Here is a 21,641-nt window from a genome sequence, read left to right as displayed (position 1 = left end):
CAGTTTCAATTATTTATCTTTATGGAATATTATTTATATAAAAATTAATAGGTTATGTCCAATGTAAGTAATCCCTTAGTAAAGTTAATTGAAGAAGGTGAAAAATTTATAATAAAGCAGATGTCTGCAAAGGGTGGGCAACTATTACCTAAACATCAAGCAACAGACGAATCGGTTGTGGTGGTAAGAAAAGGGGAGTGCATCATTAATTTTTCAGAAAACGAACATTATTTAGAACAGGGTGATAGTTTAATCATACCGCAAAACGTATGGCATCAAATTAAAGTTATTCACGACTTTCAAGCACTTCATATTATGCCTAAAAATATTCAATTTGAATTCACAAAATAAACTTCTTCCCATGCAGTTTTGTCAAGGCTAGTAAAAATAGTTTCTTCAAATAATTATAAATCGTCTAGTAAACCTATTTTTACACTTTAATTATCTAAAGTAACTTTAAGAATGGGATTTAACATTGTTTTATTTGAACCTGAAATACCTACAAATACTGGTAATATTGGACGATTGAGCTTGGGTTCTGGGTCGAATTTACATTTAGTAAAACCATTTGGATTTGAAATAGATGATAAGCGTTTAAAAAGAGCTGGACTTGATTATTGGAAGCATATCACCGTTCATATTTATGAAAGTATCGATGAATTTTATTCGAAAAATAAGGGTAAAAACTTTGTTTATTTTTCAAGTCACGGTACAAAAGAATACTGCGAGATAGATTTTAAAGATGATATGTTCTTGATTTTCGGAAAAGAATCAACAGGTTTACCTGAAAGAGTTATTTCAAAAAATCAGGATTTACTTTATAATATACCAATTTACAGCCCACATATTCGAAGTTTAAATCTTGCTAATGCAGTGGGAATAGTCGTTTATGAGGGGATAAGAAATCTTAAAGCCAAAAATATATAGCGCTAAAACTTAAGAAGGAATCATTCTTCAACCTCATTCAGGCCACATTTCATTCAAATAAAATTTATTAAATTTTAAAAATTTCTTTTATCACTTATTTATTAATCGTAATATTGCGATATATAAATAAAGAAGAAAACGAAATATCTTTTAAGTATTTTATTTCGAGATTTTTACCTATAAAATAACCTTAGAAAATGAACAATAAATTAGTGTTGTTTTCAGAAATTGAAAAAACAATTAGTTCTTTAAATACAGCTAGTATCAGTAAAGAGCGACAAACAAGTTTACAACCTTTAGTTGATTATATTCAATTAAAAGTTTTAAATAATGAAAGTATCCGTCTTAATTTTATCTGCACCCATAACTCACGCAGAAGTCATTTTGCTCAAATTTGGGCGCAAGCAATTGCTTGTTATTTTAACATAAATAAATTCTTCAGTTACTCAGCGGGAACAGAAGCCACAGCACTTTATCCTAAGGTAGTAGAAACATTAAAAATTTCAGGTTTTCAAATTCGTGTAATATCAGAAGGGGAGAATCCTATTTATAGTATTAAATACGGAGAGAATTCTCATCCAATTATTGGTTTTTCGAAAACATTGGAAGATGATTTCAATCCGAAATCTAAATTTGCAGCAATTATAACTTGCGACTCAGCTAACGAAGCTTGTCCATTTGTTTCAGGTGCAGAAATTCGAATCCCAATTACTTTTGAGGACCCTAAAGCGTATGATAATACCCCACTAGCAACTGAGAAATACAGAGAAAGGAGTTTGCAAATTGCAACTGAATTATTCTACATTTTCACTCAAATAAAATTATAAAGGAATGGCATCAAAAAAAATGAGTTTTTTAGACAGAAACCTAACTTTGTGGATATTCGTAGCTATGGCATTTGGTGTTGGATTGGGTTACTTCTTCCCATCATTTCCAGATATTATTAATTCATTGAGTAGCGGAACTACAAACATTCCTATTGCCATAGGTTTAATATTAATGATGTATCCACCTTTAGCAAAAGTGAACTACGCATTGCTTCCAAAGGTATTTAAGGACACTAAAATTCTGTCTATATCTTTATTTCTGAATTGGATTATCGCTCCCGTTCTGATGTTCATTCTTGCCATTACTTTTTTAAGAGATTATCCCGAATATATGGTAGGAGTCATTTTGATTGGTTTGGCTCGCTGTATTGCAATGGTTTTAGTTTGGAATGATCTTGCAGAAGGCAGTAGTGAATATGGAGCAGGATTAGTCGCTTTAAACAGTATTTTTCAAGTGTTTGCTTATAGTTTTTACGCTTGGATATTTATAACTATTCTACCTCCTTATTTTGGATTTGAAGGCGCAATAGTAGATATATCAATAGCTACAATAGCTGAAAGTGTAGCAATTTATCTCGGGATTCCATTTGTTTTAGGGATTTTAAGCCGACTTATCTTGGTAAAAGCAAAAAGTGAAGAATGGTATTCAAAGAAATATATACCCGCAATTTCACCAATAACACTAATTGCTTTATTATTTACAATTGTAGTGATGTTCTCATTGAAAGGTGAATTAATTGTAGAAATACCGATGGATGTACTTATAATAGCTGTTCCCTTATTATTGTATTTTTCCTTGATGTTTATTATTTCTTTCTTCTTTACACGAGCATTAGGAGCAAGTTATGACAAGACTGCTTCAGTAGCTTTTACTGCAGCTGGAAATAATTTTGAATTGGCTATTGCAGTTGCCATAGCGGTTTTCGGTTTGAATTCAGGACAAGCCTTTGCTGGAGTTATTGGGCCCTTAGTGGAAGTTCCTGTATTAATATTATTAGTTCGTGTTTCATTCTGGTTTCGCGATAAGTATTTTAAGAAGGATTGAGAGTAGATTCTGAAGTCTCTTTAACAGTATATTTCAAAAATAGAATCATTTAGGTGTTTGAATTTAACTAACTTTATAAATGATAAAGAGATTAAATAACAATAATTTAGAGGTAGCTGGTCTAATTCAAAATATTTTTCACCATTCTTATGTCGTTGAGGCTGAACTTTTAAAAGTAGATGATTTTCCTCCTTTAAAAAGAACTTTAGGAAGTTATCAAAATAGTGAGAATTTATTTTTCGGGTACTTTAAAAATGAAAAGTTAGCTGCCGTTATTGAATTAGAACTTTTAGAAAACTTTATTGAAATCAATAGCTTAGTGGTTCATCCAAATTTTTTTAGACTAGGGATTGCTGGAGCGTTATTGGATTTTGTACTTGACAATTATAAATTCTATTCTTTTAAAGTAGAAACAGCGGCTAAAAACATTCCTGCAGTAGAACTCTATTATAAATTCGAGTTTAAAGCAATTAAGTATTTCGAGACTGATTGTGGAATAAAGAAAGTTGCGTTTGAAAGGTTCTCTGTAAAATAGAGTAATTCACTATTAAACTGTTAACTTACTGCAAGAATTACCGCTTACCAAGAAAACCCAAAGTATCTTTGCCGAAAATAATTATATGCCCAATACATTTTCCGATTTAGGAATAAATACTAAACTACAACAAAGTCTAGCCGAATTAAATATTACTGTACCAACAAATATTCAACAAAAAACAATCCCATTAATCTTGAGTCAAGATAAAGACGTTGTTGCACTAGCAAAAACGGGGACTGGAAAAACTGCTGCATTTGGATTACCTCTTTTGCAACTTATAGATTCCAAAAAAAATAATATACAAGTAGTCATTCTTGCACCTACACGAGAACTAGGTCAACAAATACACACTAATTTAGTTTCTTTTAGCTCACATAGCCCTGAAATTAGTATTGCCTCAGTATGTGGTGGTATTCCTATAAAACCTCAGATAGAGCGTTTGAAAACCCCAACTCATATTGTAGTTGCCACTCCAGGACGTTTGGTAGACTTAATAAACAGAAAAGCCATTGATCTAAAAAATACTTCGTATTTAGTTTTAGATGAAGCGGATGAGATGGTAAGTGCACTTAAAACCGATTTGGATTTAATCATTCAGGAAACTCCAAAGAATAGAAGAACGTTATTGTTTACTGCTACCATGCCTGGAACTATAAAACAGTTAGTTCAAAACTATATGAACAAAAACGTAGTTCATATTGAGGCGGATATGGAAACCATGGGGCATCAAGACATAGAGCATCAGTTTTTAGTAGTAGAACCTATAGAAAAGCTTGATATTCTGCTTCACTTTTTAAGTTCGAAAGAAGGAGAACGAGGAATTATATTTTGTAAAACTAAAGCTGCTGTAAATAAACTAGCAAAGAATTTAGCTATAAATAAATTTTCGTCAGGAGCTATACACGGAAGTCTTTCACAACCTATTCGCGATCGAGTAATGGGACAGTTTAGAGAAGGTCATATCGATATACTTGTTGCAACAGATCTTGCGGCAAGAGGACTTGATGTAAAAGAAATTAGTTACGTTGTAAATTATCACTTACCCGATACTTATGAAACTTACGTTCACAGAAGTGGTAGAACAGCTAGAGCGGGAGCAAAGGGGCTTTCGGTTACTATTTTACAACAAGAAGAAGTGTTTGAAATTCCTGAGTTTGAAGAAGAATTAGGGATTGTTTTTAACGAAATGAAAAAGCCTGACGCCCAAAGCACTGAAGAAAACAACACTTTGCTATGGGCTAAGAAAATTTTTAAAACAAAACCAAACCGAACAATCTCACCTGAGTTTAGAGAGAAAATAGGCACTGTATTTCATCATTTGACCAAAGAGGAATTAATTGATAAAGTTCTTGCTCATCAACTCTCTCAAACTACTATTGCAGCGCCAAAGGAAGAAGCACCAACAAAGAAAAAGCAGAAAAAGAAATAATGGCAAACGAGATAAAAGACCAACAGGATATTCTGGCAAAGCTGAACATTTCAGCTTTAAATCCTATGCAGGAGAAAGCTATTGAAACAATAAATACCAATTCAAATACAATCCTCTTATCCCCAACGGGTACAGGTAAAACCTTGGCTTTCTTATTGCCTATTTTAGATGGTTTAAATGTAGATAATCCAGAAGTTCAAGCATTAATTGTGGTTCCTACACGAGAATTGGCTATTCAAATTGAGCAGGTAGTCAGAAATATGGGTTCAGGCTTTAAAGTAAATGCAGTTTACGGAGGCAGGTCGAAGAGTAAAGATAAAATAGAACTCAAACATACCCCGGCAATATTAATTGGTACACCTGGTAGAATTTTAGATCATTTTGACGATGACCGCTTTTCTAAAGCAAGTATAAACACTTTAGTTTTAGATGAGTACGACAAATCTCTTGAGATAGGATTTGAAAGTGAAATGAGTGAAATCTTAAGTGAATTAAACAGTGTAAGTAAACGTATTCTAACATCTGCAACACAAGGAGTTGGAGTTCCAAAGTTTGTGAATTTAATCAATCCAATTGTTTTAGATTTTTTAACTGAAACTTCAGATCCAAAACTTTCAATTAAAACTGTGGTTTCTGAAGAAAAAAATAAGCTTCAAACCTTATTGAATCTTGTAAAGTATTTGGGGTATCAACCAGGAATTATTTTTTGCAACTTTCGCGAAAGTATCGATATGGTTAGTGATTTTCTTAATGATAATAGGGTAAGCCATACTTGTTTTTCAGGGGGAATGGAACAAAAGGATAGAGAAAGAGCTCTTATAAAATTTAGAAATGGAACTAGTCAGATACTGGTATCTACCGATCTTGCTGCAAGAGGAATTGACATTCCAGAGTTAAAATACATTATACATTATGAGCTTCCGCATTCGGCTGTTGAGTTTACACACAGAAACGGTAGAACAGCTAGAGTAAATGAGAAGGGTACAGCTTATGTGCTAAAATGGAAAAATCAGCTTTTACCTGATTTTATTGAAAAAACAGATCCAATAGAAATCCCTAGAGTTAATTCGCAAGTTCAACAACAACTGGAAACGCTTTTTATTTCAGGAGGAAGAAAAGACAAAATATCTAAAGGCGATATTGCGGGCCTATTTATAAAGCAAGGAAATATAAGTCAAGAAGAGTTGGGGAATATTGAATTAAAACAAGACTGTGCCTTTGTAGCTGTGCCATTAGAGCTAGCGAATGATTTAGTTAATAAATTAAACAACAGCCGACTTAAAAAGAAAAAAGTAAGAATTTATATTCTTTAGTTTACAGGTTTTAACCTTAGACTTTTCATCTCAATTATAGATTTATAAAATGAAGTTTTATAAAATGCTAATTATAAGATATTAAGCCGTACTTTCGCGGCCGCAAAAATAGCGAGCATATGAAACGCATAAACGAATACAAAAAACTCTTTGGAGTTGAAAAAGAGATAGAATTAAAGGCTTTAAAAACTAGTTACCGCAATCTAGTAAAAGAGTGGCACCCCGATAAATTTCAAGAAGGTGATCCACTACGTGAAGAAGCAGAGTTAAATTCCCGTAAAATTATCGACGGGTATCATTTTTTAGTAAGCATAGCACCAGAAACTAAAGCTGCAAACCTAGAAGAATTTACCGATACTGTTACAAACGCTGGAATCGCTGATTTTCAACACAAAGGAATGCTTTTAGAAATTACTTACTTAGATGGTAGTACTTATGAATTCTTTGGAGTAACTAGATCGATCTATATAAAAATGGTAAATAGCGACAAATTAAACCGTTTTGCTAAACGAACAATTTATCCAAATTATTTATATAGAAAATCGAAACGAATGATGGAGCATGCTTAATTATTAGGCAGCACAAAGTTGTGTAAAATATTATTGAAAGCGCTTCAAATCTAAATGAAGCGCTTTTTTATTATACCAGATTAATTATTTAAGCATATTCAAATTCTAATAATTGAATATTACTTTTTATCCTTTCCTTCACAATATCCATCATTCGCTTATTCAATGCGGATGAATTTTGAATATATTTTTGATATTCATCTAAGGTAAATTGTCCGATAATAATTCCTTTTAGAGAGTTTCGAAACTTAATATCCTTATTGATGGAGTTATCAATGTATTCAAGTTTTTTTTCGATGTTGAGATCATAAAACACATTTTTATGCTTGGCAATATAATTGCGAAATACAGCTAGTAGCAAATCGCCTTGTAGTTTGATAATTGGTCTAATTGTTTTGTTTTGAAAACATTCATCATCAGACATTTGAGGATTGACTTTAGCTGAAGAAATTTCTGGACGCATTAAAAGCAGTAAACTATCACGAGTTTCCATAATGTGTTTTTCTTAAAGTTATAAAATAACAAGCCTATACTGATGCATTTCTCAATTAGTTATAAACGTATTTTCAACAATAGGAAATAATGTTATTATATTTGAAGAAAACTTGACCTCCTCTGGTTTTGGGTATTATATTTATGGCTTAGAAATACCTATAACCTAAAGATGAAACTATAATATTATATGAAAATATTCTCAGCAGAACAATTATACGAAGCAGATAAAATTACTTTAGAGCAACAACAAATTACCACCGAAGAGTTAATGGAGCGAGCAGGCGCTCAAATTTTTAATTGGTTTCACGAACGTTTAAATGGTGCTTCTGTACCAATTCATATTTTTTGCGGAATTGGTAACAATGGTGGGGATGGCTTGGTTTTAGGTAGATTATTGATTGAATCCGGCTATAATGTTATAGTGTATGTGGTTAATTGTAGCGATAAACGTTCTAAAAGCTTTCTTTACAATTATGATTTAATTAAAAATGTAACCAAGGATTGGCCAATTTTAATGAAGGGTGAAAATGATTTCCCAGAAATTGATCCTGAGGATATAATAGTAGATGCTATTTTCGGAATTGGTCTAAACCGTTGTCCAGACGGATGGGTAAAGAAATTAATTCAACATTTAAATGCTATTCCTGCTTTTAAATTAGCTATTGATATCCCAAGTGGTCTGTTTCCTAATACAGCTTTAAAGGATGAAGATGCTGTTTTAAGAGCAAACCATACGCTAACGTTTCAAACTCCAAAGCTTGCTTTCTTTTTACCTGAAACAGCTCAATTTGCTCCTAGTTTTGACTTATTAGATATTGGATTAGATAGAGAGTTTCTTGTAAATACGAAGCCATTAGCCCAAATAATTTCTAAGCCTGAAGCACAAAACTTATACAAACATCGTGAACGATTTGCACATAAAGGAACTTATGGTCACGCGTTGATTGTTGCTGGAAGTTACGGCAAAATTGGAGCTGCTGCTATTTCAACAGCTGCAACTTTTAGAATTGGAGCCGGTATGGTTACTACTTTTATTCCTAAATGTGGGTATTCTATTCTACAAACTACAGTGCCTGAAGCAATGGTTGCTACAGATATAGAAGAAGAATTTATAAGTAAAATTAATGTTGACTTTGAACCCTCTGCGATTGGAGTTGGAATGGGTATCGGGAAAAGAGAACACACAGTTGAAGCATTAAAAAACCTATTTAGGAACTTTAATTCACCAATGGTAATAGATGCTGATGCTATAAATTTAATTGCCGAAAATAAAGAATTGCTAAAACTTCTTCCTAAAAATTCAATTATAACGCCACACCCTGGTGAATTACAAAGGCTTGTTGGTAAGTGGGAAGATGATTACGATAAAATAGAGAAAGTAAAGAAGTTCTCAATGAAACACGAGGTTTTAGTTGTAATAAAAGGAGCTCATTCAATTACAATTTTTGGTGATACTCTTTATTTAAATAGCTCAGGGAATCCGGGTATGGCTACGGCAGGTAGTGGAGATGCGCTTAGCGGTGTTATTACAGGATTATTATCTCAGGGCTATGATCCATTAACATCATGTGTGTTTGGGGTATATATGCATGGATTTGCAGGAGATCTAGCTGTAAATCAAATGGGATATGAAGCTGTTATGGCAAATGATATTATTAATAATATAGGTGAAGCATATATGATGCTATTTGCAAAAGACCAATCTGAAGGGGAAAACAACTAATAAAAAACCACGAATATTAGATTCAGATATAATTAGAATCTTCTATTCGTGGTCTAATATAATTAGGTAAATTCTTTTTAAATTAACTCATCAAATATTTTTCTTAATTCAGGGTCTGAAGGTCTAGGCGCATCAGCTGAAACAATATTTCCTTCGGTATCAATCAAAATAAATCTAGGGATTCCAAGAATAGCGTAATCCACAACAAATTTCGATTTCCAATTGTTATCTGCCATCAGTTGAATACCTACTAATTCTTTCTCAGTAACCATACTTTTCCACTTGTCGTAGTCTTTTGGTTCATCAATAGAAATGCTTACAAATTGGATGTTTTTATCCTCATAGTCATTCTCAACTTCTTTTAGGAAAGGAATTTCACGTAAACAAGGTCCGCACCATGTTGCCCAAACATCCACATAAACATATTTACCTCTTAAATCTTCTAAAGATGTAGTGCCTCCTTTATGGTTTTCATAGTTGAAAGTAGGAGAGGGGTTACCCTTAGTAATTACTTTTAATTTGTTGTATTGCTCAGTAAGCTTAGCTAAATTCTCAGGATTCGGATTACTGTTCTTATAAATATTATAAGCTTCTTCTAGGTTATCATCAGCTTTAAGGCCAAACTGTAAATAAGAACTCATCATTCTGTCCTTAGCATATCCGTTTGGAAGAGCTTCGTTTATTTTATTTAAGAAAAGAATAGTTTCGTTCGCATCTGTATTTTGTGAAGCTTCTTCTGAAACTAATCTGTTGTAATGTACTTGAAGTAAGTTTTGATACGCTGCAGAATTTCTAAAAGCTAAAGTGTCTTTAAAGTTTATGTCTTTAAGTTCATTGTAAAATTCTTTTGAAACTTCAAATTCTTTATTCCCAGAGAAATGACGATGCCCACTCTTATAATTTTCTATCATAATGGCTCGCGCATATTTGTCTTCTTCAGCTAAGCTTTTCTTAAAGTTATCATTAGCGATTTTACTCTCCTTAAAAAGAGAATCTAAACTTTTCTGGTTTTCATCTATTTGTTTTAAAAATGCATTTTCATCCTTAGAGAATAACTCTTTTAAATCTACATTTTGCTCATTCCAAAGATATTTTGCAGCCAAGAAATTATTAATATCCGCTAAATCTCCAGTGTATTTTAAGCTTTCATCAAATTCTGTTGAATTTAAAGTTACCGATAGGTTTTTACCTCTTTCTAAATATATTTCAGTGCGTTCGCGACCAACATAGAGTTCATAAAACCCATCTTTTTTTATATTTAAAGTATCTACAAAACTCCCCGTTTCAGAGATTGGCACTCTTGATTCAAAACCATTGCCACGAACAAATGCTGTTTCACCAGTGTTATTTGTAACGCTACCATTAATAACGGTATAAGTAGGTTTTTCTTCAGTATTACAAGAAACGATGAAAAGCGCTATAATAATCCAACTTAATTTTTTCATTTATAATATTTTAAAGTTATGACTTACAAAATTAGGGCTTTTGAAAGATAGAAAAGGTGGTAAGGCGGGCAAAAATCAGTATTTTTGTGAAAACAAAACAATTATAATGCAAGACACACATTACATCAGCTCTGAAATTCTTGACTTAGAGTTAATTAAGGATATATTAGATAATCATAAAAAGCTTGATCTTTCTGAAGAAGCCCAACTTAATATTAATAAATCCCGTGAATATTTAGTAAACAAAATAAAGGATAACGAGACTCCTGTTTACGGTATAAATACTGGTTTTGGTTCATTGTGTAATGTGAAAATCACCTCTGATAACCTTTCAAAACTACAAGAAAACCTCGTAATGAGTCACGCTTGTGGTACAGGGGAATTTGTTCCAAAACCTATAATTAAACTTATGCTTTTGTTGAAAATACAATCCTTAAGTTATGGTTATAGTGGCGTTCAGTTAGAAACCGTTAAGAGATTAATCGACTTTTATAATAACGATATTTTACCTGTTATTTATAATCAAGGAAGTTTAGGAGCTTCAGGAGACTTAGCGCCATTAGCACATCTATCTCTACCTTTATTAGGGAAAGGAGAAGTTTATTATGGTGGAGAGCGTTTGGCTTCTGAAAAGATTTTGAAAAAATTTAATTGGGAACCTATAAAGTTACAAGCTAAGGAAGGTTTAGCATTGTTAAATGGAACTCAATTTATGAGTGCTTATGGGGTGTACTGTTTACTTAAAAGTTACAAATTATCCTATTTAGCCGATTTAATTAGTGCTATTTCTATAGATGCGTTTGATTGTAATATGAGTCCATATAACGCTCTTGTGCATTTGGTAAGACCGCATAGAGGACAAGTAAAAACTGCGGAGCAAATTTTAGACTTTTTAGAAGGTAGTGAAATAGGAGTATCTGAAAAGAAAAACGTTCAAGATCCATATTCTTTCCGTTGTATCCCTCAAGTACACGGAGCCACAAAAGACACAATTCATTTCGTAAACAAAACTTTTAAAACTGAAATAAACTCAGTTACCGACAATCCAAACATTTTTGTAAAAGACGATTTAATTATATCTGGCGGTAACTTTCACGGTCAACCATTAGCATTAGCACTAGATTATTTAGCAATTGCAATGTCTGAACTAGGGAATATTTCTGAAAGAAGAACTTATCAATTGGTTTCGGGACTAAGAGATTTACCAGCTTTCTTAGTTAATAACCCAGGATTAAACAGTGGTCTTATGATTCCTCAATATACTGCTGCAAGTATAGTAAGCCAAAATAAACAATTGGCAGCTCCAGCTTCAGTAGATTCTATTGTTTCATCTAATGGTCAAGAAGATCACGTAAGTATGGGGGCTAATGGAGCAACTAAATGTTTACGTGTAATTGAAAACTTAGAAACCATTTTAGCCATTGAATTGATGAACGCTTCTCAAGCTTTAAAGTTTAGAGAACCAAAATCTTCATCTCCATTTATTGAATCATTCTTAAAGCCATATCGTTCTATTGTACCTTTTATTGAGAACGATAGAATTATGGCAGACGATATTCATGCAACGATTGCATTCATTCAATCTTTAGATGTTGATTCTGAAATAATATTTGATTAATATAACGCAAGCATATAACCAAATACTGAATTATGAAAAGTAAATTATCAATTCTTGTTTTTTTAATTTTAAATACTTCTGTATTTGCCCAGAGTTATAAGCCTTTGTTAGATAATATTAATGAATGGCATTTTACAACTTGCTTTTCTGGATGCTTAACAGACGCCTATTATACTGATGGTGATACTATTGTGAATGGTAAGAATTATAAGATTTTGGATGGATACCATTATATATCCCGCACATTTTTACTTCGTGAAGATATAGCAACCCAAAAAGTATACATAAAGTTTGCCACCTCTGAACCTAGTGATGAGTATCTGTTATATGATTTTTCATTGAGTGAAGGAGATGTTTTTGATATGAAAAACCCTGTCACTCCTTTTCCACGTGATGGAGGGCTTTTTGTAGTGGATTCTATTATAGCAAGACCTTTACAAGATGGAAACAATTATAAGCATTATTATTTTTCACCTGCGCCGGGGAATACTACTAGTAACAATAATGCTATTTGGGTTGAAGGTGTAGGGTCTTTATCGTTAATAAATGCTCCCGGAGGGAAACCAAATATTAATGAAGTAGGAGAGCTTAGCTGTTTTTTTAAAGATACAGAAGTTTTTTATGCTAATTTAGACTCTATTCAAGATTGTATTCCAATTCATCTTGGTGTGACAAAAAACTATTTGGAAGAAGTAGTTGTTACAAAACAATTGAACAGTAATACTTGCATCTTAAGTAACACACAGAATGTGAAAAGTGTAAAGGTTTTTGATTTGTCCGGCAAACTGTTGAGTAATATAAATAATAACGGAAATGGCTCAATTACTGTAGATCTATCAGCCTACCAAAACGGTTTATATGTACTTTTAGCAAATGGATTTGGAGACACCAAGAAGTCTTTTAAAGTTTTAAAGTAAGTAGTAAAAATTTGAATTTATTACATAAAAAAACTCTTCGTTGATTTATCAGCGAAGAGTTTATTATTTAAAGCCACCTTATTTTACGACTCGGTGGTCTTCTTTTGCTTATTAATTTTTATAGTAAGCTCATCTTTACTTTCATCAAGATCCATAATTATAGAATCGCCTTCATCTAAATTGCTGTTGATGATTTCTTCAGCAAGGGCATCTTCTATATACTTTTGAATCGCTCTGTTTAAAGGACGCGCTCCATATTGTTTGTCAAAACCTTTGTCAGCAATATAATCCTTGGCTTTTTCAGTTAACTTCAGGTCGTAACCTAAATCTGAAATACGTAAGAATAATTTGTTCAATTCAATATCAATAATTTTATGAATATCCTCTCTTTCAAGAGCGTTAAACACCATAACATCATCAATACGGTTTAAGAATTCTGGCGCAAAAGTTTTCTTTAAAGCGTTTTCAATAACACTCTTAGTATGTGCTTCTTCTTGACTCTTCTTTGCAGAAGTACCAAAACCAACACCTTGACCAAAATCTTTAATCTGACGGGCACCAACATTAGAAGTCATAATGATAATAGTGTTTCTAAAATCAATTTTTCTACCAAGGCTGTCTGTCAAATATCCATCATCTAAAACTTGTAGAAGCATATTGAATACATCTGGATGGGCTTTTTCAATTTCATCTAAAAGCACAACAGCATAGGGTTTTCTTCTAATCTTCTCGGTAAGCTGACCACCTTCTTCGTAACCAACGTATCCTGGAGGTGCTCCAACTAAACGAGAAATAGCGAACTTCTCCATATACTCGCTCATGTCAATACGAATCAAAGCATTATCAGAATCGAATAACTCTCGTGCTAATACTTTTGCAAGTTGGGTTTTACCGACTCCTGTTTGACCTAAGAAAATAAATGACCCAATAGGTTTGTTTGGATCTTTTAATCCTGCTCGGTTTCTTTGAATTGCTTTCACAACTTTAGAAACAGCTTCGTCTTGACCAATAACTTTACCTTTAATTCTATCAGGTAGGGCGGCTAATTTGGTTGTTTCGGTCTGTGCAATTCTATTTACTGGTACACCAGTCATCATAGAAACTACTTCAGCAACATTGTCTTCAGAAACAGTTTCTCTGTGAAGTTTTGAATCTTCTTCCCACTTTTCTTGTTCCGTAGCGAGTTCTTTTTCAAGATTTTTCTCGTCATCTCGAAGTTTTGCCGCTTCTTCGTATTTCTGTTTTTTAACTACAGTGTTTTTAAGTTCGCGAACTTCTTCTAGTTGTTTTTCAAGTTCTAAAATTCTATCTGGAACATGAATATTGGTAATATGAACACGTGACCCAGCCTCATCTAAAGCATCAATTGCTTTGTCTGGAAGGAAACGCTCCGTCATATACCTATTAGTAAGCTTTACACACGCTTCAATTGCATCTTGAGTATAGGTTACATTGTGATGCGACTCGTATTTATCTTTAATATTTTCGAGAATTTCGATTGTTTCTTCAACAGTAGTTGGTTCAACCAATACTTTTTGAAAACGTCTTTCTAAAGCCCCGTCTTTCTCGATATACTGTCTGTATTCATCTAAAGTAGTTGCTCCAATGCATTGTATTTCTCCACGAGCTAATGCTGGTTTAAACATATTTGAAGCGTCTAACGAACCTGTAGCTCCACCTGCACCCACAATTGTGTGAATCTCATCGATGAATAGAATAATGTCGTCATTCTTTTCAAGTTCGTTCATTACAGCTTTCATTCGCTCTTCAAACTGACCGCGGTATTTGGTTCCAGCAACAAGACTAGCCAAATCTAAAGTAACAACTCTTTTATCGTAAAGAATTCTTGAAACTTTTCTTTGTATAATTCTAAGTGCTAAACCTTCAGCAATAGCAGATTTACCAACACCTGGTTCACCAATAAGTAAAGGGTTGTTTTTCTTCCTTCTACTCAATATTTGGGAAACGCGTTGAATTTCATCTTCACGGCCTACAACAGGGTCGAGTTTTCCTTCTTCCGCCATTGCGGTTAGGTCTCTACCAAAATTGTCTAATACTGGAGTTTTCGATTTTTTATTCGATTTAGCTGAAGAACCTGTAAATAAATTCTCCTTGCCACCATCCTGTGGTGAATCATTATCGTCATTTGGAAAAGCATCAGCACTTGGTGTGTCTATATATTCGTCATCATTTGTAATCATAAGTTTAAATTGATTTTTTACCCCGTCATAATCAACTTTCATCTTGTTTAATAATTTGGTTGTAGGGTCGTTCTCATTCCTAAGAATACAAAGTAACAAATGTGCAGTATTAATAGAATTGCTTTGAAAAAGCTTAGCTTCTAAAAACGTTGTCTTCAATGCTCTTTCCGCTTGGCGGGTGAGATGAAGGTTCTTTTTGTCGTTAGTATTTGTAATCACGCCCGGGTTTGCTGGGCTTAATATCTCTACTTTTCTTCTTAAGTGGTTAAGATCTACGGTAAGTGCATTAAGTATAGTTACCGCCTTACCGTTACCATCTCTTAAAAGGCCAAGCATTAAATGCTCTGTGCCTATAAAATCGTGGCCTAAACGTAAGGCTTCTTCCTTGCTGTATGCAATTACATCTTTAACTCTAGGTGAAAAATTATCATCCATATTTTAAATCCTCTCTTCTTTTAGGTACTAAATTAACCAAATTAAGGCAAATACTGTTCCTCTTTAATATCGTTTTAGTAAAAGGACAAAATATAAAGGGAATTTCAAAAGATAATTCACGATACTTATTAACGATTAACAGGCCTAAATTTGTTAATAAATTCGTGAATAAACCATACCAATAACCCCTGTTAAACCTGCGAAAATGCGTATCTTGCTCCATTAGTTTAATAACGATAATTAATTCTATTTTTTATGACGGAAGGTGAGAAAGTGATCCCTATAAACATTGAAGATGAAATGAAATCTGCCTACATCGATTATTCGATGTCGGTCATAGTGTCACGTGCACTGCCAGATGTTCGTGATGGAATGAAGCCTGTACACAGAAGGGTTTTGTTTGGAATGCACGAATTAGGTATTAGAGCAACAGGGGCTCATAAAAAATCTGCGAGAATTGTAGGAGAGGTACTAGGTAAATATCACCCACACGGTGATACCTCTGTATATGATGCAATGGTGCGTATGGCTCAAGAATGGAGTTTGCGCTATTTATTGGTAGACGGTCAAGGTAACTTCGGATCTGTAGATGGTGATAGTCCAGCTGCAATGCGTTATACAGAAGCAAGAATGCAGAAGATTTCTGAAGATATGCTTGCTGATATCGATAAAGAAACTGTAGATCATCAATTAAACTTTGACGATACATTAAAAGAACCTACTGTTTTACCTACACGAGTTCCTGGACTATTGATTAATGGTGCCTCTGGAATTGCCGTAGGTATGGCAACAAATATGCCTCCACATAACTTAACTGAAGTTGTAGATGGAACCATTGCCTATATAAAAGATAACGATATAGACATCGATGGGTTAATGCAGTATATTAAAGCGCCAGACTTTCCTACAGGAGGAATAATTTACGGATACGAAGGGGTTCGTGAAGCTTTCCATACAGGTCGCGGACGTGTAGTTATGCGTGCAAAAGCAACTTTTGAGGAAGTTAATGGTAGAGAGTGTATAATTGTCACTGAAATTCCTTACCAAGTAAACAAAGCGGAAATGATTAAGAAAACCGCTGATATGGTAAACGAAAAGAAAATTGAGGGTATAGCCAATATCCGTGATGAGAGTGACAGAAAAGGAATGCGCATTGTTTATATATTGAAGCGTGATGCTATCCCAAACATCGTTCTTAATACATTATATAAGTATACAGCATTGCAGTCTAGCTTTAGTGTAAACAATATTGCACTAGTAAAAGGAAGACCACAATTATTAAATTTAAAAGAATTAATTCATTATTTCGTTGAACACCGTCACGAGGTGGTGGTACGACGTACAGAATACTTACTTCGCAAAGCTGAGGAGCGCGCACATATTTTGGAAGGTTTAATTATTGCATCAGATAATATCGATGAAGTAATTAGACTAATCCGAGCGTCTTCTAATGCTGATGAAGCAAGAGAAAAGCTTATTGAAGCATTCAAGCTTTCTGAAATTCAAGCTAAGGCTATTGTTGAAATGCGTCTTCGTCAATTAACTGGACTGGAGCAGGACAAATTGCGCAGTGAGTACGAAGAGTTAATGAAAACAATTGAAGATTACAAAGACATTCTTGCTCGTAAAGAACGTAGAATGGAAATTATAAAAGAAGAGCTTGAGGAAATTAAAGCTAAATATGGCGATGAACGTCGTTCAGTAATTGAATATGCAGGAGGAGATGTAAGTATTACAGATCTAATCGCAGACGAGCAGGTGGTAATTACAATTTCTCATGCCGGCTATATTAAGCGAACTTCACTTTCAGAATACAAAACTCAAAATAGAGGAGGGGTAGGCCAAAAAGCTTCATCTACTCGAAATGAAGATTTCTTAGAATATTTATTTGTTGGTACAAATCACCAATATATGTTGTTCTTTACACAAACTGGAAAATGTTTCTGGATGCGTGTATTTGAAATCCCTGAGGGGACAAGAACATCTAAGGGTAGAGCTATTCAGAATCTAATAAATATTGGTCCAGATGATAAAGTAAAAGCTTTTATCTGTACTCAAGATTTAAAAGATGAAGAATACATCAATAGCCATTATGTAATTATGGCTACTAAAAAAGGACAAGTTAAGAAAACTCCTTTAGAGCAATATTCAAGACCTAGAGCAAATGGTATTAACGCCATTACCATTCGTGAAGACGATGAGCTTTTAGAAGCAAAACTTACAACTGGTGATAGCCAAGTAATGTTAGCAGTTCGTTCAGGAAAAGCAATTCGTTTTGAAGAAGAGAAAACCCGTCCTATGGGACGAAATGCATCTGGTGTTCGCGGAATTACTCTAGGAGATGAAAATGATGAAGTGGTTGGAATGATTGCTGTTAACCATGGTGACTCCGATATATTAGTAGTTTCTGAAAACGGTTACGGTAAAAGGTCATTAATAGACGATTATAGAGTTACTAACCGTGGCGGAAAAGGTGTAAAAACTATTAATATTACCGAAAAAACCGGTAAATTAGTAGCAATTAAGAATGTGACAGATGAGGATGATTTAATGATTATCAATAAATCTGGTATCGCAATTCGTATGGCAGTTTCCGACCTAAGAGTTATGGGACGTGCTACGCAAGGTGTTCGTTTAATAAAAGTTAGAGAAGATGACGCCATTGCTGCAGTTGCAAAAGCAATGAAAGATGAAGACGAGGATGAGTTAGAAATTGTTGATGATAACAATGATGGCACTACTCTTGATAATAACGACACACAAACCGAAAATAACGAATAAAAATTAACACATGAAAAAACGAATTTTAATAACAGGGCTTGCTTTTGTATCTGCTATTTCATTTGGACAAAAAAAAGAAATAAAAAAGGCTGAAAAGGCATTAAAGTCCAATGATTTTAAAGAAGCTTTAGCTTATTTAAACGAAGCTGAACCTCTTTTAGGAACTGTAGATAATGATATGAAAGCTCAGTTCTATGCTACACGTGGTAATGCCTTATTAGGTAATGGTGTAGCTACCGATTATTCTAATTTAAAAGGTGCTGCAGATGCATTTGCTAAAGCATTGGAGTTAGATCCTAAGTTAGAATCACAATTAGCAGCTTCACTTCAGAATCTTCGTGCTGGATTAATTAATGGTGCAATTAAAGACCAAAATGCTGGTAATTTCGAGTTGGCGACAGAGAAACTGTATACAAGTTATACAGTAAGTAAGGATATGGATGATCTTTATTTTGCTGCTGGTAATGCGGTAAATGCAAAAGATTATGATTCAAGTTTAAAGTACTATCAAATGCTATTGGATGCTGGTTATACTGGTGAAACCAAGGAATTTGTTGCTACTGATAAAGAAACTGGTGAAGTAATTCCTTTCGAAACTGAGCAATCAAGAAGCCTAGCGCTTAAAAGTGGTCAATATATCAAGCCTGAAATTAGAGTTACTGCATCTCGAAAAGGTGAAATTCTTCGTAATATGACACTTATCTACTTAGAACAAGGAGATAATGACAAAGCTACTTCAGTAATGAAAGCTGCTAGAGAAGAAAACCCAGATGATATCTATCTTATGAGAGCCGAAGCTGATATGAGTTATAAAATGGGTGATATTACTCGATATAACCAAATCATGAACCAAATTGCTGCAACTGATCCAGACAATCCAGAGATTTACTTCAATATGGGTGTGGCTAGTGCAGAATTAGGAGATACTGATAAAGCGTTAGAGCATTACAACAGAGCTTTAGAGTTGAAACCTGATTACGAGGCTGCTCTAATTAATATTGCTGTATTGAAATTATCTACTGAAGATGCTTTAGTTGAAGAAATGAATAGTTTAGGAAATTCAAGAGCTGATAACATTCGTTATGATGAGCTTAAAGAACAACGTGCTGATATTTATAGAGCAACTGTTCCATACCTTACTAAAGCAATGGAGTTAAACCCTAATAATCCAGATGTTGTTAGAACATTGATGAACATTTACGGACAATTGGCGGATGATGCAAATTATCAAAAAATGAAAGCTAAACTTGCTACTTTAGAAAAGTAAGATAAGTTAGTTCCATATATTAAAGCAAAACCCTCTGAAATTTCAGAGGGTTTTTAATTATCATATCCTATTGTAAAAGAAGGGCTATACTAATTGAATTTCACTACCCTCTATAAAACATAATTTATATTATACGTTTTATAACTCTTAGTTTGTGAGTATGATTACGAACGTCGTAATTAAATATTCCGCTATGATCAATTCTATCAATACGCACTTTTCCGTGAGCGTGAATAATATAATTGTCTTTCATAATAATCCCCACGTGAGTAATTTTTCCTTCGTCATTATCAAAAAAAGCTAAGTCTCCTGGTTCACTTTCCTCTATAAAGCTTAAAGCTTCACCTTGCGTGGCTTGTTGACTAGCATCTCTTAATAATTTTTGACCGTTTAGTTTGTAAACCATTTGAGTAAAACCACTACAATCAATTCCAAAAGGTGTTTTACCTCCCCATAAATACGGACTATTTAAATAGAGTAGGGCGGTTTCAACTAAATGTTCTTTTGGAAGAGATTTTATAATTGCTTTTCCTTCAAAATGATGATTTAAATACTCAGCTGCAGAAACATTGCTTCCTAAGCAAATTGAAAATAATTGATTTTCAGAAGTAGTCACAAAATCAACTAAATCTGAAGAAAGCTTCAAGTTGGTTTTATCAAAATTTAAATAATCTGCTTCTGAAATATTTAAAAACTGCTTATTGTCTATCCAACCTTCATATTTATCAAAAGCTAAACGGATTCGGCTCCATTTCTTGCGAGACTCTAAAACCTTAAAATGTTCTCCATAGAGCACCTGCGTAACCATTTCACTAGCATCACTAGCTTCGGCCCGAAGAGGAACTATGCTTAAATTACAGATCCCGTAATCCATTCAGAATATATTGAAGTACGGTTTAGATTCTTTCAATTACCATTGCAGAAGCACCACCACCACCATTGCAGATAGCTGCAGCACCAATTTTTGCATCGTTTTGTTTTAAAACATTAAGAAGTGTAATTAAAATTCTTACACCGCTACATCCAAGTGGGTGACCTAAAGAAACAGCACCTCCATTAACGTTTACATTACTATCGTTAAGACCTAATATTTTCATATTTGCAAGTCCAACAACTGCGAATGCTTCATTAAATTCGAAGAAATCTACATCTTTAATATCTATCCCTGCTTTTGCAATTGCTTTTGGAAGCGCTTTTGCAGGAGCGGTTGTAAACCATTTTGGTTCGTGAGCAGCATCGGCATAACCTTTAATGTAAGCTAAAGGAGTAAGACCTAATTCTTTTGCTTTAGCTTCACTCATTAAAATCATTGCTCCAGCACCATCATTAATTGTAGAAGCATTGGCTGCAGTAACAGTTCCATCTTTAGTAAATGCAGGGCGTAGCGATGCAATTCTATCCATCTTTACGTTCTTATACTCCTCATCTTCCGAAACTACAACTGGTTCGCCACGACGTTGTGGAACTTCAACTGGCACAACCTCTTCATTAAATTTACCTTCAGACCAAGCTTTTGCAGAACGCTCGTACGATTGTACAGCAAATGCATCTTGATCTTCACGAGAAAAATTATATTCTGTAGCACATAAATCTGCGCAAGTTCCCATTGCGTTGTGATCGTAAGCATCTACAAGACCATCTTTTTGCATACCATCTGTTAATGTAGCTGGTCCAAATTTTGTAGCGTTACGCATATGCACATAATGAGGAATATTACTCATACTTTCCATTCCACCTGCCACAACAATTTCTGCATCACCTAAAGCGATTGCTTGGGCAGCCTGCATTACAGCTTTCATACCTGAAGCACATACTTTGTTTACTGTAGTACTTGGTACGCTATCCGGAAGACCTGCACCTAAAGCAGCTTGTCTAGCAGGAGCTTGGCCAACACCAGCTTGTACCACGTTACCCATATATACTTCTTGTACTAAAGAAGGATCAAGGTTAATTTTATCTATGGCTCCTTTTATTGCTGCAGATCCCAATTGAGTTGCAGTTAGAGATGAAAGGCTACCCATAAAACTTCCAATTGGGGTTCTTACTGCCGAAACTATTACTACTTTATTGCTCATATTACTGTTTTTAATATTAAAAATAAGGACTGCGAA

General features: G+C 33.9%; 18 protein-coding genes. 13 read left to right on the top strand and 5 right to left on the bottom strand.

The window, feature by feature from the left end:
- Window positions 1-54: 54 nt before the first annotated feature.
- The 8 genes from FHP04_RS04070 to FHP04_RS04035 all read left to right on the top strand — a co-directional run bounded on the left by FHP04_RS04070 (window position 55) and on the right by FHP04_RS04035 (window position 6,648).
- Window positions 55-351, top strand: a complete 297-nt coding sequence (locus FHP04_RS04070; protein WP_139854709.1) for a cupin domain-containing protein — start codon at window positions 55-57, stop codon at window positions 349-351.
- Between the two features lie 111 nt (window positions 352-462).
- On the top strand, window positions 463-927 hold the full coding sequence (locus FHP04_RS04065; RefSeq protein WP_139854708.1) for a tRNA (cytidine(34)-2'-O)-methyltransferase: 465 nt from the start codon (window positions 463-465) through the stop codon (window positions 925-927).
- A gap of 197 nt (window positions 928-1,124) precedes the next feature.
- Window positions 1,125-1,754, top strand: coding sequence for a low molecular weight phosphatase family protein (locus tag FHP04_RS04060; protein WP_139854707.1), 630 nt, complete (start codon window positions 1,125-1,127; stop codon window positions 1,752-1,754).
- Between the two features lie 4 nt (window positions 1,755-1,758).
- Complete coding sequence (gene arsB / locus FHP04_RS04055) at window positions 1,759-2,799, top strand: ACR3 family arsenite efflux transporter (RefSeq protein ID WP_139854706.1); 1,041 nt, start codon at window positions 1,759-1,761, stop codon at window positions 2,797-2,799.
- 79 nt (window positions 2,800-2,878) lie between these two features.
- Complete coding sequence (locus FHP04_RS04050) at window positions 2,879-3,334, top strand: GNAT family N-acetyltransferase (protein WP_139854705.1); 456 nt, start codon at window positions 2,879-2,881, stop codon at window positions 3,332-3,334.
- A gap of 85 nt (window positions 3,335-3,419) precedes the next feature.
- Complete coding sequence (locus FHP04_RS04045) at window positions 3,420-4,766, top strand: DEAD/DEAH box helicase (protein ID WP_139854704.1); 1,347 nt, start codon at window positions 3,420-3,422, stop codon at window positions 4,764-4,766.
- Window positions 4,766-6,079: a DEAD/DEAH box helicase gene (locus FHP04_RS04040; protein ID WP_139854703.1), complete on the top strand. Its 1,314-nt coding sequence runs from the start codon at window positions 4,766-4,768 to the stop codon at window positions 6,077-6,079. Before FHP04_RS04045 ends, FHP04_RS04040 begins: the two co-directional genes overlap by 1 nt.
- Window positions 6,080-6,198: 119 nt before the next feature.
- On the top strand, window positions 6,199-6,648 hold the full coding sequence (locus FHP04_RS04035) for a KTSC domain-containing protein (protein WP_139854702.1): 450 nt from the start codon (window positions 6,199-6,201) through the stop codon (window positions 6,646-6,648).
- A gap of 88 nt (window positions 6,649-6,736) precedes the next feature.
- Here FHP04_RS04035 and FHP04_RS04030 read toward each other — a convergent pair whose 3' ends face one another.
- Window positions 6,737-7,141 carry a glyoxalase gene (locus FHP04_RS04030; RefSeq protein WP_139854701.1) on the bottom strand — a complete coding sequence of 135 codons (405 nt, stop codon included), beginning with the start codon at window positions 7,139-7,141 and terminating at the stop codon, window positions 6,737-6,739.
- Window positions 7,142-7,330: 189 nt separating this feature from the next.
- Between FHP04_RS04030 and FHP04_RS04025 the strand changes: the two genes are divergently transcribed.
- Window positions 7,331-8,866, top strand: a complete 1,536-nt coding sequence (locus FHP04_RS04025; protein ID WP_139854700.1) for an NAD(P)H-hydrate dehydratase — start codon at window positions 7,331-7,333, stop codon at window positions 8,864-8,866.
- Between the two features lie 77 nt (window positions 8,867-8,943).
- Here FHP04_RS04025 and FHP04_RS04020 read toward each other — a convergent pair whose 3' ends face one another.
- Window positions 8,944-10,311: a TlpA family protein disulfide reductase gene (locus FHP04_RS04020; protein ID WP_139854699.1), complete on the bottom strand. Its 1,368-nt coding sequence runs from the start codon at window positions 10,309-10,311 to the stop codon at window positions 8,944-8,946.
- 106 nt (window positions 10,312-10,417) lie between these two features.
- Here FHP04_RS04020 and hutH point away from each other — a divergent pair, with 106 nt between their 5' ends.
- Together hutH and FHP04_RS04010 are read left to right on the top strand one after the other, a co-directional pair.
- Complete coding sequence (gene hutH, locus FHP04_RS04015; RefSeq protein ID WP_139855022.1) at window positions 10,418-11,929, top strand: histidine ammonia-lyase; 1,512 nt, start codon at window positions 10,418-10,420, stop codon at window positions 11,927-11,929.
- A 32-nt stretch (window positions 11,930-11,961) separates the two neighbouring features.
- The gene (locus FHP04_RS04010) at window positions 11,962-12,846 is read left to right on the top strand and encodes a T9SS type A sorting domain-containing protein (RefSeq protein ID WP_139854698.1); all 885 of its coding nucleotides are present in this window, start codon (window positions 11,962-11,964) and stop codon (window positions 12,844-12,846) included.
- An 83-nt stretch (window positions 12,847-12,929) separates the two neighbouring features.
- Here FHP04_RS04010 and FHP04_RS04005 read toward each other — a convergent pair whose 3' ends face one another.
- Window positions 12,930-15,482, bottom strand: a complete 2,553-nt coding sequence (locus FHP04_RS04005; protein WP_139854697.1) for an ATP-dependent Clp protease ATP-binding subunit — start codon at window positions 15,480-15,482, stop codon at window positions 12,930-12,932.
- A 255-nt stretch (window positions 15,483-15,737) separates the two neighbouring features.
- On the opposite strand from FHP04_RS04005, the gene gyrA reads away from it, so the two are divergent.
- Entirely contained in the window at window positions 15,738-18,263 is a 2,526-nt protein-coding gene (gyrA, locus tag FHP04_RS04000; RefSeq protein WP_139854696.1) for a DNA gyrase subunit A, read from the top strand.
- Window positions 18,264-18,273: 10 nt separating this feature from the next.
- The gene (locus FHP04_RS03995; RefSeq protein WP_139854695.1) at window positions 18,274-19,530 is read left to right on the top strand and encodes a tetratricopeptide repeat protein; all 1,257 of its coding nucleotides are present in this window, start codon (window positions 18,274-18,276) and stop codon (window positions 19,528-19,530) included.
- Window positions 19,531-19,654: 124 nt separating this feature from the next.
- On the opposite strand, the gene FHP04_RS03990 is transcribed toward FHP04_RS03995, so the two are convergent.
- Both FHP04_RS03990 and FHP04_RS03985 read right to left on the bottom strand, forming a co-directional pair.
- Window positions 19,655-20,404 carry a C40 family peptidase gene (locus FHP04_RS03990; RefSeq protein ID WP_139854694.1) on the bottom strand — a complete coding sequence of 250 codons (750 nt, stop codon included), beginning with the start codon at window positions 20,402-20,404 and terminating at the stop codon, window positions 19,655-19,657.
- A 22-nt stretch (window positions 20,405-20,426) separates the two neighbouring features.
- Complete coding sequence (locus FHP04_RS03985) at window positions 20,427-21,605, bottom strand: acetyl-CoA C-acyltransferase (protein ID WP_139854693.1); 1,179 nt, start codon at window positions 21,603-21,605, stop codon at window positions 20,427-20,429.
- Between the last annotated feature and the right edge of the window lie 36 nt (window positions 21,606-21,641).

The sequence above is a fragment of the Aequorivita sinensis genome (assembly GCF_006346335.1).
Classification (GTDB): Bacteria; Bacteroidota; Bacteroidia; order Flavobacteriales; family Flavobacteriaceae; genus Aequorivita; species Aequorivita sinensis.
This window is presented reverse-complemented; position numbering and strand designations above follow the sequence as displayed.

Excerpts from the sequence above, each read along its gene's own strand:
- FHP04_RS04070 (WP_139854709.1), top strand. The coding sequence starts at position 55 with ATGTCCAATGTAAGTAATCCCTTAGTAAAGTTAATTGAAGAAGGTGAA.
- FHP04_RS04065 (WP_139854708.1), top strand. The coding sequence starts at position 463 with ATGGGATTTAACATTGTTTTATTTGAACCTGAAATACCTACAAATACT.
- FHP04_RS04060 (WP_139854707.1), top strand. The coding sequence starts at position 1,125 with ATGAACAATAAATTAGTGTTGTTTTCAGAAATTGAAAAAACAATTAGT.
- arsB (WP_139854706.1), top strand. The coding sequence starts at position 1,759 with ATGGCATCAAAAAAAATGAGTTTTTTAGACAGAAACCTAACTTTGTGG.
- FHP04_RS04050 (WP_139854705.1), top strand. The coding sequence starts at position 2,879 with ATGATAAAGAGATTAAATAACAATAATTTAGAGGTAGCTGGTCTAATT.
- FHP04_RS04045 (WP_139854704.1), top strand. The coding sequence starts at position 3,420 with ATGCCCAATACATTTTCCGATTTAGGAATAAATACTAAACTACAACAA.
- FHP04_RS04040 (WP_139854703.1), top strand. The coding sequence starts at position 4,766 with ATGGCAAACGAGATAAAAGACCAACAGGATATTCTGGCAAAGCTGAAC.
- FHP04_RS04035 (WP_139854702.1), top strand. The coding sequence starts at position 6,199 with ATGAAACGCATAAACGAATACAAAAAACTCTTTGGAGTTGAAAAAGAG.
- FHP04_RS04030 (WP_139854701.1), bottom strand. The coding sequence starts at position 7,141 with ATGGAAACTCGTGATAGTTTACTGCTTTTAATGCGTCCAGAAATTTCT.
- FHP04_RS04025 (WP_139854700.1), top strand. The coding sequence starts at position 7,331 with ATGAAAATATTCTCAGCAGAACAATTATACGAAGCAGATAAAATTACT.
- FHP04_RS04020 (WP_139854699.1), bottom strand. The coding sequence starts at position 10,311 with ATGAAAAAATTAAGTTGGATTATTATAGCGCTTTTCATCGTTTCTTGT.
- hutH (WP_139855022.1), top strand. The coding sequence starts at position 10,418 with ATGCAAGACACACATTACATCAGCTCTGAAATTCTTGACTTAGAGTTA.
- FHP04_RS04010 (WP_139854698.1), top strand. The coding sequence starts at position 11,962 with ATGAAAAGTAAATTATCAATTCTTGTTTTTTTAATTTTAAATACTTCT.
- FHP04_RS04005 (WP_139854697.1), bottom strand. The coding sequence starts at position 15,482 with ATGGATGATAATTTTTCACCTAGAGTTAAAGATGTAATTGCATACAGC.
- gyrA (WP_139854696.1), top strand. The coding sequence starts at position 15,738 with ATGACGGAAGGTGAGAAAGTGATCCCTATAAACATTGAAGATGAAATG.
- FHP04_RS03995 (WP_139854695.1), top strand. The coding sequence starts at position 18,274 with ATGAAAAAACGAATTTTAATAACAGGGCTTGCTTTTGTATCTGCTATT.
- FHP04_RS03990 (WP_139854694.1), bottom strand. The coding sequence starts at position 20,404 with ATGGATTACGGGATCTGTAATTTAAGCATAGTTCCTCTTCGGGCCGAA.
- FHP04_RS03985 (WP_139854693.1), bottom strand. The coding sequence starts at position 21,605 with ATGAGCAATAAAGTAGTAATAGTTTCGGCAGTAAGAACCCCAATTGGA.